This is a genomic window from uncultured Microbulbifer sp. (assembly GCF_947504145.1).
Classification (GTDB): Bacteria; Pseudomonadota; Gammaproteobacteria; order Pseudomonadales; family Cellvibrionaceae; genus Microbulbifer.
The window spans coordinates 1-12,696 of the sequence record NZ_CANNGQ010000001.1; the positions used below are offsets into that span (position 1 = coordinate 1).

The 12,696-nt window shown below is 59.1% G+C and carries 10 protein-coding genes; 3 read left to right on the forward strand and 7 right to left on the reverse strand.

Annotation, left to right across the window (positions count from 1 at the left end; all coding sequences use genetic code 11):
- Nucleotides 1–556: 556 nt before the first annotated feature.
- Nucleotides 557–1,093 carry an inorganic diphosphatase gene (gene ppa / locus Q1A74_RS00005; protein WP_010130952.1) on the reverse strand — a complete coding sequence of 179 codons (537 nt, stop codon included), beginning with the start codon at nt 1,091–1,093 and terminating at the stop codon, nt 557–559.
- A 206-nt stretch (nt 1,094–1,299) separates the two neighbouring features.
- On the opposite strand from ppa, the gene Q1A74_RS00010 reads away from it, so the two are divergent.
- The 3 genes from Q1A74_RS00010 to Q1A74_RS00020 are packed head-to-tail and all read left to right on the forward strand — an operon-like array spanning nt 1,300 to nt 5,376.
- Nucleotides 1,300–2,766: a glutamine synthetase gene (locus Q1A74_RS00010; protein WP_299591161.1), complete on the forward strand. Its 1,467-nt coding sequence runs from the start codon at nt 1,300–1,302 to the stop codon at nt 2,764–2,766.
- A 34-nt stretch (nt 2,767–2,800) separates the two neighbouring features.
- Nucleotides 2,801–4,198, forward strand: coding sequence for an aldehyde dehydrogenase family protein (locus Q1A74_RS00015; protein WP_299591163.1), 1,398 nt, complete (start codon nt 2,801–2,803; stop codon nt 4,196–4,198).
- A gap of 8 nt (nt 4,199–4,206) precedes the next feature.
- Entirely contained in the window at nt 4,207–5,376 is a 1,170-nt protein-coding gene (locus Q1A74_RS00020; protein WP_299591165.1) for an iron-containing alcohol dehydrogenase, read from the forward strand.
- A 68-nt stretch (nt 5,377–5,444) separates the two neighbouring features.
- Here Q1A74_RS00020 and Q1A74_RS00025 read toward each other — a convergent pair whose 3' ends face one another.
- The 6 genes from Q1A74_RS00025 to Q1A74_RS00050 form a co-directional block, all read right to left on the reverse strand.
- Nucleotides 5,445–6,941, reverse strand: a complete 1,497-nt coding sequence (locus Q1A74_RS00025) for a M20 family peptidase (protein ID WP_299591167.1) — start codon at nt 6,939–6,941, stop codon at nt 5,445–5,447.
- A gap of 105 nt (nt 6,942–7,046) precedes the next feature.
- Nucleotides 7,047–9,302, reverse strand: a complete 2,256-nt coding sequence (locus Q1A74_RS00030; RefSeq protein ID WP_299591169.1) for a TonB-dependent receptor — start codon at nt 9,300–9,302, stop codon at nt 7,047–7,049.
- Nucleotides 9,303–9,473: 171 nt separating this feature from the next.
- Nucleotides 9,474–10,703 carry an AraC family transcriptional regulator gene (locus Q1A74_RS00035; RefSeq protein WP_299591171.1) on the reverse strand — a complete coding sequence of 410 codons (1,230 nt, stop codon included), beginning with the start codon at nt 10,701–10,703 and terminating at the stop codon, nt 9,474–9,476.
- Between the two features lie 42 nt (nt 10,704–10,745).
- Nucleotides 10,746–11,609, reverse strand: coding sequence for a phosphotransferase (locus Q1A74_RS00040; RefSeq protein WP_299591173.1), 864 nt, complete (start codon nt 11,607–11,609; stop codon nt 10,746–10,748).
- Nucleotides 11,606–12,244, reverse strand: coding sequence for a nicotinamide riboside transporter PnuC (gene pnuC, locus Q1A74_RS00045; protein ID WP_299591175.1), 639 nt, complete (start codon nt 12,242–12,244; stop codon nt 11,606–11,608). The genes Q1A74_RS00040 and pnuC overlap by 4 nt, the downstream gene beginning before the upstream one ends.
- Nucleotides 12,245–12,247: 3 nt before the next feature.
- The gene (locus Q1A74_RS00050; RefSeq protein WP_299591177.1) at nt 12,248–12,508 is read right to left on the reverse strand and encodes a YkoF family thiamine/hydroxymethylpyrimidine-binding protein; all 261 of its coding nucleotides are present in this window, start codon (nt 12,506–12,508) and stop codon (nt 12,248–12,250) included.
- Between the last annotated feature and the right edge of the window lie 188 nt (nt 12,509–12,696).

The window sequence follows — 12,696 nt, forward strand, 5'->3', positions numbered from 1 at the left end:
AAATCTTCTCTTTCGATTGGTAAATTTTTAACTTTCCAATCTTCTTTTTTGACCACAATTCTTCCTTGACGCTTAACAGTTTTATTCATACGCCTAAGGCGTTTGTTGTTCTCGCTTGTGTTTCCTGGCGTGAAAAGCTTTCAAGCTATGAAGTTTCAAATGAAATCATTAGTTTACAATTAAACCAATAATTGAACGCATCAGCAAAAGAAGCCGTGGGCTTTTGTTTCTGGATTTCAAATGGCGCTTTTGGTTGTAGTGATTTCGTTATAAATCATGCACTTAGCGTGTTCCATTCTGTGCACACGAGCCATAGGCTTCTGAAATCGGGATGTAGCGCTTAGATATATAGGAACGGCAGATGGGGGCGGTTCAGGGAGTTGGAGGCTCTTGCGTGCGTGCGCGTTAAGGCTTGGTTTGAGGCGCTTACATATTCGATGTGCAATAAAAAAGCGAATCACAAACGTGACTCGCTTTTTGGGCTGCGGAATATTCATTCTGCAGCGTTCACCTTGCTGTTACCGAAGAGTATCGGTAGCGATTGCCGGGTGGGATATCAGCCTTCTTCTTTCAGGTAGCGCTCGCGGGAAGCCATGACTTCAGCGCGTGCGGCGTCAGCGTCGGCCCAGCCGTCTACTTTTACCCACTTGCCTGCTTCCAGGGCTTTGTAGTTTTCGAAGTAGTGCTCGATCTGCTTGATCAGCAGCTCCGGCAGGTCGCCGATTTCGTTGACGTGGTCGTACAGCTTGGTCAGCTTGGTGTGCGGTACCGCCAGCAGCTTGGCGTCTACACCGGACTCGTCGGTCATGTTCAGTACGCCGATCACGCGGGAGCGGATTACGGAGCCAACCATTACCGGGTAAGGGGCTACAACCAGTACGTCCAGGGGGTCGCCGTCTTCAGACAGGGTCTGGGGTACGTAGCCGTAGTTGGCCGGGTAGAACATGGGGGTAGCTACGAAACGGTCTACGAATACCGCGTCTGCGTCCTTGTCGACTTCGTATTTGATCGGATCGTGGTTGGCCGGGATCTCGATGATTACGTTGATATCGTTGGGCAGTTCTTTGCCTGGGGAAACCTTGTCGAAGCTCATTGCTGGTCCTGACTAATGTGTGATCGGAAAATTTGGAGGCGGGATTATATACCCTGAGCGGTCGCGAACATAGTTGTCAGTGTGGCCGTTCAAATTTTGTTCAAGGCTCCGGGGTGCGGGGCTTGAACTATCCTGTAGGCAAGATTCTGCCCATCGCATTCCAATCGATTGAATGTGGTGGTGTGGCCACAATAACGGAGCATCTCATGGACGAGTCCACCGAACTGCCGCCTTCTTCGCCGGCATCTCTCACCACTTCTGTCTCTTCCCCGTCACCCGCGGCCAATGGCATGCCCCGGGCGCTGAACCCGCGCGATGTGCGCACGGTGGAGGAGGCCAAGCGGATCGTAGAGACGCGCAATCTGACCCATGTAAAGGTGGGCCTGTTTGATAACGACGGGGTGATGCGCGGCAAATACATGAGCCGGGAGAAGTTCTTCTCCGCCCTCGACAAGGGTTTTGCCTTCTGCGATGTGGTGCTGGGCTGGGATATCCAGGACCAGCTCTACGACAACGCCCGCTACACCGGCTGGCACACGGGGTACCCGGATGCGCCGGTGCGGATCCTGCCCCACACATGTCGCGAGGTGCCGTTTGAGGATGGCATGCTGCTGTTCCTGGCGGAATTTGAGGGAGCGGCGGAGGCGGTATGCCCGCGGGCACTGTTGCGGCGGGTGATCGAGCGCTGTGAAAAATTGGGCTTTGCGCCCTATGCGGCGCTGGAGTACGAGTTCTTTGTGTTCAATGAGACTCCGGATTCTGCCCGCGCCAAGGGCTATCGCGGCCTGAAGCCGTTTACCCCCGGCTGGTTTGGTTACTCGATGATTCGCAACTCCGTACACGCGGATCTGTACCACGAGATTCTGGCCTTCGCGGAGCACATGGATTTCCCTATTGAGGGGCTGCATACGGAAACCGGCCCCGGTGTTCTGGAAGCCGCGATCACCGTCGACAACGCAGAAGCGGCCGGTGACAAGGCGGCGCTGTTCAAAACCTTTATCAAGGTGCTGGCGGAACGGCGCGGTTTGATGGCGACCTTTATGGCCAAGTGGTCCAACGACTACCCCGGGCAGAGCGGGCACATTCATCTTTCCCTGCGCAATAAAAAAGACAATGCCTCGGCGTTTTATGCCGAAGGCCAGCCACACTCCATGAGTGACACCCAGCGGCACTTTCTCGCCGGCCAGCAACGGTTGATGCCGGAATTGCTGTGTATGGTCGCACCCACCATCAACAGTTACCGCCGCATGATTCCCGGTTTCTGGGCGCCCACCGATGCCACCTGGGGGGTGGAAAACCGCACCGCAGCGCTGCGGGTAATACCCGGTAGCGACAAATCCCAGCGCCAGGAGTACCGACTGGGTGCTGCGGATGCCAATCCCTATCTCGCGCTGGCGGTTGCGCTTGGCTCCGGTCTTTACGGTATCGAGCAGGGTTGGGAGCCGGGTAAGGCCGTGGAGGGGAATGCTTACGAGGCTGAGCATCCCGAGGAATTGGCTCTACCGCGCACTCTGTGGGATGCGGCGCAAAGGCTAAAGCAATCCGGGGCAGCGCGAGATCTGTTTGGCGACGCCTTTGTAGAACATTTCGCCGCCAGTCGCGAATGGGAAGAGCGGGAATACCGCAAGCATATCGGTGACTGGGAATTGCAGCGCTACTTCGAGATTATTTAATTCGTTCGACTGAGGCAGGAAGCCAGGCAAACTCATGCAAAAACTCCAGTGTATTTCTCCCATCGACAACAGTGTCTACGTCGAGCGCCCACTGGCCACAGAATACGAAATCCAGAATGCGCTCAGCCGCGCAGAGGGCGCGCAGCAACATTGGAAACAAGTACCGGTTTCTGAACGCGCGGCGCTGGTGCGGGTAGCGGTAAAAAACCTGCTACAGAAAAAAGCGCAACTGGCGGACGAGATCAGCTGGCAGATGGGGCGGCCGATTCAATACGCGGGAGGAGAAATCGACGGTCTCGCCGAACGCGCGCTTTATATGGCCGACCTGGCCGAGAGCACCGGCAGTCCACTGGCGGATATTGCGCTGCCGGAAAAGCCGGGGTTTACCCGCTTTATTCGCAGGGAACCCTTGGGCACCAGTTTTGTTATTGCCCCCTGGAATTACCCCTATCTCACCGCCATCAATGCGGTGGTGCCTGCTCTGCTCGCTGGCAACAGCGTGATTCTCAAACATTCGGCGCAGACGCCAGTATGTGCCGAGCGATTGGTCGAAGGGTTTATCGAGGCGGGATTGCCCGAGGGTATTTTCCAATATCTGCACCTGGATCACCGGGATGCGGAGCAGATCATCATCAATGGCGGCGTGCAGCATGTGGCCTTTACCGGATCCGTCGCCGGTGGCGCGGCGGTGGAAAGTGCTGCGGCCGGGCGCTTTCTCTCTGTCGGGCTGGAGCTTGGCGGTAAAGACCCTGCTTATGTGCGTGCGGATGCGGATCTCGAATACGCCGTAGCCTCAGTTGTGGATGGGGCCTTTTTCAATTCCGGCCAGTCCTGCTGCGGCATCGAGCGGGCCTACGTTCATGAATCTCTGTTTGATGAATTTGTGCGGCGTGCGGCGGCGCTGATTCGCGAATATCGCCTCGGCCGTTCCGACGAACAGTCGACGACACTGGGCCCACTCGTGCGCGCCAGTGCCGCAGATTTCGTGCGCGATCAGATCGATGAAGCTGTGGCGCAGGGCGCTCAGGCCCATATCGATGACGGGGATTTTCCGCTGGATCAGCGCGGCAGTGCCTATATGGCTCCGCAGCTGCTCACCAACGTCCATCACAATATGCGCGTGATGAGCGAGGAGTCCTTCGGCCCGGTGCTGGGGGTGATGCCGGTGGCAGGCGACGCCGAAGCAGTAGCGCTGATGAACGACAGCGAATACGGGCTCACTGCCGCCATCTATTCCGCAGACGAAAAAGCAGCGTTGTTGCTTGGCGATCAGTTACAGACCGGCACCGTGTTTCTGAACCGCTGCGACTATCTCGACCCGGCACTGGCCTGGACCGGCGTGAAAAATTCCGGCCGTGGCTGCACCCTGTCCGGCGTGGGGTTTGAGCATCTCACCCGCCCTAAATCTTTCCACTTCAAAATAAAGCCCTGAGTCAGACCATGTCCGACAATCATTTTTTTACCAACTGGAATTACCCCACCGCCATACGCGTCGGCCCCGGGCGCATCAACGAGTTGCCTCAGTTGTGCCGGGAAATGGGCATGGCCACACCCATGCTGGTCACCGATCCGGGGTTGGCGGCGCTGCCAATGATCCAGAGCGTTGTGGAAAACTGCCTGGTGGCGGGCGTGCCGTTGACGGTGTTCAGTGAGATAAAAGGCAACCCGACCGGTACGAACGTGAGCGACGGTGTTGCGGTGTTCAAGGCGCACGGTTGTGATGGCGTCATTGCGTTTGGGGGCGGCTCTGCACTGGATGCAGGCAAAGCAATCGCGTTGATGGTGGGGCAGACGCACCCCATCTGGGAATTTGAAGATGTTGGGGACAATTACCTCAAGGTAAACACCCGCGGTATGGTGCCGGTGATTGCGGTGCCCACCACCGCCGGGACCGGCTCCGAAGTGGGGCGCTCTTCGGTGATTACCGATGAGCACGCCAAGCTGAAAAAAATTATTTTCCACCCGCGCATGCTGCCGGAAATCGTGTTGCTGGATCCGGAGCTCACCCTGGGGCTACCTGCGCCGATCACTGCTGCGACGGGCATGGATGCACTGTCTCACAATCTTGAAGCTTTCTGCTCGAATAACTTTCACCCGATGGCGGAGGGCATTGCGCTGGAAGCGATGCGTCTGATCAATGTGTACCTGCCGCGGGCGGTCGCCGATGGCAATGACCTGGAAGCGCGCATGCAGATGCTGGTGGCCTCCAGTATGGGGGCCACCGCGTTTCAGCGCGGACTCGGCGCCATGCACGCCCTGGCCCACCCGCTCGGCGCGCTCTATGACAAGCACCATGGCCTGTTGAATGCGATTCTGATGCCCTATGTGTTGAGTGCCAATCAGGTGGCAATTGAGGAGCCCATGAGTCGATTGTCTCGTTACCTTGGACTGCCGACCGCCGGATTTACCGGGGTGCTGGACTGGGTGTTATTTTTGCGGCGAGACTTCGGTATCCCCAACACCCTGGCTGAAATCGGTATTGGTGACGAGGATGCGGATCAAATCGCACAGATGGCGTTTGCGGATCCCTCGGCACCGGGAAATCCGCGGCCGCTTTCAGTGGATGACTACCGGGAGATTTTTTTCAGCGCTTGCCGTGGTGATCTTTGACATGGCGCGCCTCAGGCGCGCCAAACGGTACAGGCGGCAAAATTTCACGTGATTCCGGTTGTGAATGTTTATCGCGGCTGCGCATTCGCATTGCGGATCAACGCCTGATAAAACCCGGTCGCCTTCACCATATTGTCGATGCTGATGCGCTCGTTGGTGCCGTGGAATCCGTGCACGTCTTCGCGGGTGACCAGCATGGGGTTGAAGCGATAATTGTTGTCGGCAACCGCCTCGTAGCGGCGGCTGTCGGTACCGCCAACAGTCAGCCCCGGCGTGGCAATCACCGGGCCGAACAGTGCGCGGGTGGTATTTGCCAGCAGGTGAAAGCCGGGCGCCTCATCACTGGATACTCGAGAGGCGGAATCCCCGCGGCGCATCACCACGTCGATACGCTCGTCATCGATGACGGTTTTCACATGCTGCAGGACATCATCAATGCTGTCCCGCGGGTGCAGGCGGAAGTTCACCGTGGCGGTGGCATTGATGGGCAGCACGTTTTCCTTGACGCTGGCGGAGAGCATGGTGGGCGCGGTAGTGGTACGCAGCATGGCAGCGGTACTACCCTGTTTTTCCAGTACCGCTTCGATACCGCTGCCGAACAACCACTGGTTGGCGAACATCAGCCGCTTTTCGAACGGCATATGGCGTGCCGCAGCATCGAACAGCTTGCTACTCAATCCCTCGAGACCGCCGGGCATTGGATTCTGGTTCAGCCGCACCAGGGCCTGGGCGAGCATATCCACCGCGGTTTCCGGCGGCGGCATGGAGGAGTGACCGCCCTGGCTCCGCGCCACCAGATCTACCGTGAGATACCCTTTTTCCGCCACATTGATACTGGCAATCGGGGCATCCACGCCGGGAATAAATCCGTGCAGCAGGAAGGAACCTTCGTCCAGGCTCCAGTCCAGTCGTACCCCCTCACTTTGTAATTTTTCCACCACCGCGGCGGTGCCGTGGTCACCGCCGATTTCCTCATCGCTGGTGAGGCTGATATAGACGGTGCGCTCGGGCTGGTAGCCCTGCTGCAGCAGGCCGGTGGTGGCTTCCATCAGGGCAATGGCTGCACTCTTGTCATCCAGCGCACCGCGTCCCCAGATATGGGTGTCGTCCACGGTGCCCGCGTAGGGAGGGTGTTGCCATTCCGCGTCGGTACCCGGGATGACCGGCACCACGTCGTAGTGCGCGGACAGCAAAATGGCGGGAAGTTCTGAGTTTTTCCCCGGCCAGGTGAACAACAGGGAAAAGGCCTGCTCTTCTTGCTTGCCCAGCCTCTGTGGCGGAATCGCGGCGTGGACTTCCGGGTAGGTCGCCGCCAGCCAGTCGATGAAGTTGTGGAATTCCTGCCGGGTTTCACTCTGCTCCAGTTGCGAGGAGATGGTGCGGAACTGGATTGCCTCGGACAGGTGGGTGGCAATGGTGTCGGCATCAAGGTCGAGAGGCTCGGGGTCGCCTACGGCGACCGTGGGCGGGGTAAAACTGAGCGTACGGATTACGAGCACGGACGCGAGTAGAAGAACCGCCACGCCGGCGCCGGCAAGGCATCGGTTGAGTATTCTGGTTTGCATGGTCAAAGTCTTGCATCGGTGTTTGACAGGCCCGGCGGTGGCACCGCGCGAGCCCGAATGGGTATTTGTTTACGGAACCTTGTTAAACGTGCGCGACGGGATACCTTAGAAACGGTACTCCAGCTCGATCCCGGCGGTGCGCTCCAGTCCGTAAAAATGGCGCAGGGTGCCGAGGAAGTCGCGGCTGGTGTCCACCAGATATTCCTCATCGGTGAGGTTGTGCACAAACAGCGCTGCATTCCAGGTATCCGCCTGGCTTTGCAGTCCAATCCTCGCATTCACCAGCTGGTAGGCATCCACCTGGCCAAACTGCACGGAATCACCGCTCGCCAGGGTGCGCTCGGTTTCGTTATCCGCAGTGTTATACATGCTGCCGCGGTAAATGTAATCCAGGCGCAGCAGCAGGTCGGCACCGATATTGTTGATCGGCAGGTAGTACTGGCCGCCCAGATTGAACGAGGTCTCCGGTGCGTTGGGCAGTTTGTTTCCGGAGAGGTCGCTGCCATAGGCGTCCGCGTTGGGGTAGCTGGCAAATTTCGCATTCAGCAGGCCGAGGGAGGTGTTGATGGTGAGATTGTCGCTGGCAAGCCAGGTGACTTCCGCTTCCAGGCCGGAGGTTTCCACTTCCGCGGCGTTGCGAATGGAAATGGACGTGGCGCCTTCCCCTAAGTCCAAAAACTGGTTGACCTGGTAGTTTTCGAACACGGAATGGAACAGCGCCAGGTTGTAGCTGAGCTGGCGGGACAGCGCGGTGCCCTTGAGGCCTATCTCAAACGCGTCGACCGTTTCCTTGTCAAAATCGGTGCCCGCGGCCAGGTCGCCGGCGGCGACAAAGTCGAGGTTGAACCCACCGCTTTTGAAGCCGCCGCTGTATTTTGCGTAGGTATTTACGTCCTCGCTCAGGGCGTAATTGATACTGACGGTCGGGGATACATGGGTGTCGGTACGCTTGTCATTCACGGCACCGGTAGCGATCTGGAACAGGGGCGCGCCCTGGCCATCGATGGCCCAGTCCACGTCCTTCTGCTCCTCGGAATAGCGCAGGCCAAAGCCCAGTTTCCAGTCATCGCTCAGCTGGTAGGAGCCGTTGACATAGGCGGCAATGCTGCTGGTATCCACCACCCCGGTACTGTACACCGGGCTGTCCGCATTGATCAGGCCGGGGACGCCATACTGCGCCTCCAGCAGGTTTTCAAACAGTTCCGACGAGGTCACCAGGCGATAGCTGTCGGCTTCCTGCTGGTACAGGTAGAGGCCGGCCACATAGTTGAAATCGTCCGCACCCGGCGACACCAGTTGGAATTCCTGGGTCAGCTGGTTGTAGTTGTCCGCGTAGTTGATTTCCGCCAGTTGGTAGGGGGAGTAGTCCATGTCGTTGTTGTAAGTCATCTCCGTGTTGCGGGACGCGGTGATGGAGCGCAGGGTGAAGTCATTCGCCAGGTTCCACTCCATGGTCAGCGCGGCGCCGCGGATATCCCGCTCCTCGCGCGGGTCCACGTTCATGGCCACCTGGTTTCTTTCCGGCGCGGCGGTGTCCGGCGCGGTGCCAAAGGAGTTGGTGACCGCCTCACCGGTGGCGGACAGGCGGTCGCTCTGCATGCCGTCCAAGGCCAGGATCGCATTGAAGTTGCCGCCGGCGTCGTACATCAGCTGGGCACGGTAGGCGCTGCCGTCCTGTTCGTTGAGCAGGTTGTTGGTGGTGAGGTTTTTGATATAGCCGTTGCGCTGCTGGCGGTTGACGGAAATCTTGCCGAAAAGGCTGTCGGACAGTGGCGCGTTGACGGTGGCAGACAGCTGGCGGGAGTTCATGCTGCCGTACTCGGCACTGACACTGCCGGAGAATTCATCCGTGGGCTTCTGGGAGATCAGGTTGATGGCGCCGGCCACGGTGTTCTTGCCAAACAGGGTGCCTTGGGGACCGCGCAGTACCTCGATGCGTTCCAGATCCACCAGATCTTGGTTGATCGCCGGGGACTGCCCCAGATAGACACCATCCAGGTAGACCCCCACGCGGGTATCGAAGCCGATATTGCGGCTGTCGGAACCCACACCGCGCATGCTTACCGAGGTGGTGAAATCGGTACCGGAGCTGATATGCAGGTTGGGTACAAACTGGGCCACCTCGGTCACCTGGCGCACGCCGGTCTGCTTGATCGCTTCCGCTCCCACATTGGTGATGGCAATGGGGACCTCGGTGATGCGTTCGGCGCGCTTCTGCGCGGTGACGGTGACTTCCTCCAGTTCCGCGGCGAAAGCGGCGGGGGCCATCTGGACGGTAATCGCGGCCGTTACGGCGGCGGCAAGGGTACAGGGTAGGGCGCGTGGCAGATAAAACGGGCGAGCAGGGCTGCGGGCAGTCATGGGGTTCTCCTGGCGAATTTATTGTTTTGGTGCCCCGGCATTGGTTTGTGCGGGGCTCGCGAGGGTTATAGCGGATCGGTGCCGGTGCGGCGTCCGGCCTCGTAAAGTCGGAGAGATTTGTTTGCCGGAAAAATCCGAACTTGCGAATCCGGATTTATTTTCCCTTTAAAATCAGATGGTTGCGGAATTCTGTTGGCGGCTGCGGTAGCGGCTGGGCGACGCCCCGAGGCGCTTTTTGAACTGCGAGAAAAAGGTGGAGTTGGAGTTGAATCCGGCCTGCAGGCCGATATCGGTGACCGACAGATGGGTGTTCGACGGGTCGGTCAACAGCTGCGCGGCCTCCTCCACCCGGTACTGATTGATGAAGTCGTAAAACGACTGGCCGGCAATACCGTTGATGGTTTCCGACAGGTGGTGCGGCGGAACCTGCAGCAACTCTGCCAGCTGCGCGATCTTCAGGCCGGGTTCCAGGTAGGGCTTTCGCTGTTGCATGGTGATCTGCAGCTGCCGCCACAGCGCCTCGGCTGAACTCTCGCTCAGGTTGCGCACGGTGGACTTTCTGGTGGCTGGTGTCGAATCGGTAGCGGTGTTAGCTACCCGCTGCCCCGACCCGGAATCGTCTGCTTCCGGTTCGGCGCGGTGCTCTGCTGACAGTCGGATACTGCGCTGGCGCAGGCCGAAACCGCCCAGCAGTACGCTGATGATCAGTGGTCCCAGTGCCTGCAGCAGCCCGGGGGTCAGTTCACGGGTGGGTGCCAGCCAGCCGTATATCTCCAGGAAAATACAGACCGCGGCGATGGCCAGGCAGGTCAGGCTCAGCACCCGCAGCCAGCTCAGGCCCACGGGCTCGATATCGGAATAGCTCTCCATCACCCGGCGCTGGTAAGGACGCAACAGGCGCAGTACCCAGATGGCGTAGGCGATGGACGAAACCATCGCCGCAGCCCGGTGTATAAAACGCGCGCGGGTGACCTCGCTGGTGGTGCATGCCGCTTCGCCGATACAGGGCGCGTTCAGCAGGTCGTCGCTCGCCACCTGCAGTTGCCACAGCCACAGCAGCGCCGAGGCCAGAGCCGGCAGCAGGTGCCACAGGTGGCGCTGCTGCCAGCGGAATTCCGGTTCCGTCAGCAGTCGGCAATAGAAGTACAGCAGGGGGCCGAAAAGCAGTTGCAGGGCAAACAGGGCGTAGAAGAGCGCCGACGGCGACTGCACCTCGGTGTGCGGTACATAGGCGAGAGCCAGCAGGCTCATCATCGCCAGTAGCGCGCCGAGGCAGCGGTTTGCACGGCGGTTACCCCAGGGAGCCATAAACAGCAGCAGCGCCAGGGTGAAACCGCTGGCGCCGCCAAACAGAATAACGAGGCTGGAGAGGTGCAGGGTGAACTCTTGGGTCAGGAGCATGGGCGCGGATACATCTGATGGCCTGGCTGAATGGGGACAAGCTTACTCAAAAGCCGTCAGCAGGTCAGTGATTTCTGCAATCAGGGCCGTTTCATCGCGGAAACTGTTGGTGGATTGAGTGGCCTGTACGGCATACCAGAGCACCGACAGGTAGCGGTATATCCGCTGCCAGTGAGCCAGCTTGTGCAGGTCGGCCTCACTGGCGGGGCGCTGCAGATACGCCGTGAGCAGATCCCGCTGCTGGCGGTGATCCAGCCGGTAGCCCTGTGCCACCGTCGCCAAGTCAAAGAAGGGGTCGCCGACCGCGGCGTACTCCCAGTCGATGGCGCGAAGGTTTCCGGAGTTATCCACAAGGAGGTTGTCCGGCAGCAGATCGTTGTGACACAGCCGCTCGGTCGCCGGGCTGTTGCGGTTGCACTGGAGTAGTGACTCCATCCTCGTACGCAGTTTCGAGAGAGCCGGGAAGAAGCGGGACGATGGGTCGATGGACTGCCAGTAGCGGTTGGCCTTGTCGGCAATGTCCAGGTGGGCGGAAATTGGCGGTAACCGGTGAATCCGCCGCAGCAATTCTGCGACTTGTTCAAGGGCCCGTGGAAGACTTGGATCCAGCGGCGCGCTGTGGATATATCGGGTCAGCAGGTAGCGGTATTCCAGGTCGGCATACACCAGCGGGGCGCACAGGCCCTGGGCGCTTGCCCGGCGCAGGGCTTCGGCCTCTGCGGCGCGGTCGAGATCCAGCGCGCGGGAGTTGGGCGCGTTGATGCGCAACACCAGCCTGTCATCACCGGACTGCAACAGAAAACTGCGGTTGGTCAGCCCGCCGGCGAGCGGGCCAATCACTTGCGGTGGGCGGTCGCTCCATCGCCGCCAGTCGCTGGCGAGAAGCTTAATCACCTCCGTGTTCATACGGCGACCGCTTGCCCGGAATCAACCTGCTGTTGCCGGTACAGCGCGTACCACTGGAAAAATCCGATCACCACCAGAATCACGTAGAGCACAAACAGCAGTGCCGTCAGGTACAGCTCGCGGTCGATGTACAGATAAATCGCGGCACCGTCGATGACGATCCAGTAGAGCCAGTTTTCCAGCACCTTGCGGGTCACCATATAGGTGGTTATGACCGCGCCCCAGGTGGTGAAGGAATCCAGGTAGGGCAGGGCGGCGCTGGTGTAGTTATCCAGCAGATAACCGAATACCAGAGTGAGCACGCCAACGCCTGCAAATGCGTAAAGGTGCATGGCTGCAGACCAGCGATGAATATGCAGTTTTTCACCGTCTCTATTGCGATGCCGCCACTGCCACCAGCCGTACACGGCGATCACCAGATAAAAAATCTGCAGTGCCGACTCCATCAACAGGCTGACATCCCAAAACAGGAACAGGTAGATGGCGGTGCTGGCAAAGGCGGCGTACCAGCACAGTATATTTTCCCGCATGGCGAGCAGCAGGTAGGTGAGTGCCAGCACTACCGCCGCCACTTCCCACAGGGTCATGGCGGCGTAGGCGGAGGCGATGGCTTCGCGAATTTCCGGGGAGACCATGAATCAAAGCCCGATGTTCGGGTTCAGGTCGCCATCGATAAATTTGCACACGAAAATCGCGCGCCCGGACTGCTCCCAGGATTTACGCATTTCCGCCTTCAGCACGTCCATCACCACATCGTAATCCCCGAACACCTGGGTGCTCATGGTGTTGGAGATTACCTGCAGCTGCGGCTGTTCGTTCAGACGCTGGATGAAATCCTTGATGGCCGGGATGTACTCATCTTTCAGCGGGTACATACTGATTTCTACGGAGAGTTGCATATCAAATCTCTTGAGTTATTGGGGGCGTTCCATGGAACCAGCTCGAGGCGGTACCGCTGCTGGGTTTACCTTTGCGAGACACGCCGTGAACCCATCCATGGGGGCTCGGCTGCGGCCATCCAGGCCGCAGACGGTCTCGCAAAGGTATACCCAGCATCGGTACCTTCACAGCAATTTCAGTTCACTGA

Excerpts from the sequence above, each read along its gene's own strand:
- ppa (WP_010130952.1), bottom strand. The coding sequence starts at position 1,093 with ATGAGCTTCGACAAGGTTTCCCCAGGCAAAGAACTGCCCAACGATATC.
- Q1A74_RS00010 (WP_299591161.1), top strand. The coding sequence starts at position 1,300 with ATGGACGAGTCCACCGAACTGCCGCCTTCTTCGCCGGCATCTCTCACC.
- Q1A74_RS00015 (WP_299591163.1), top strand. The coding sequence starts at position 2,801 with ATGCAAAAACTCCAGTGTATTTCTCCCATCGACAACAGTGTCTACGTC.
- Q1A74_RS00020 (WP_299591165.1), top strand. The coding sequence starts at position 4,207 with ATGTCCGACAATCATTTTTTTACCAACTGGAATTACCCCACCGCCATA.
- Q1A74_RS00025 (WP_299591167.1), bottom strand. The coding sequence starts at position 6,941 with ATGCAAACCAGAATACTCAACCGATGCCTTGCCGGCGCCGGCGTGGCG.
- Q1A74_RS00030 (WP_299591169.1), bottom strand. The coding sequence starts at position 9,302 with ATGACTGCCCGCAGCCCTGCTCGCCCGTTTTATCTGCCACGCGCCCTA.
- Q1A74_RS00035 (WP_299591171.1), bottom strand. The coding sequence starts at position 10,703 with ATGCTCCTGACCCAAGAGTTCACCCTGCACCTCTCCAGCCTCGTTATT.
- Q1A74_RS00040 (WP_299591173.1), bottom strand. The coding sequence starts at position 11,609 with ATGAACACGGAGGTGATTAAGCTTCTCGCCAGCGACTGGCGGCGATGG.
- pnuC (WP_299591175.1), bottom strand. The coding sequence starts at position 12,244 with ATGGTCTCCCCGGAAATTCGCGAAGCCATCGCCTCCGCCTACGCCGCC.
- Q1A74_RS00050 (WP_299591177.1), bottom strand. The coding sequence starts at position 12,508 with ATGCAACTCTCCGTAGAAATCAGTATGTACCCGCTGAAAGATGAGTAC.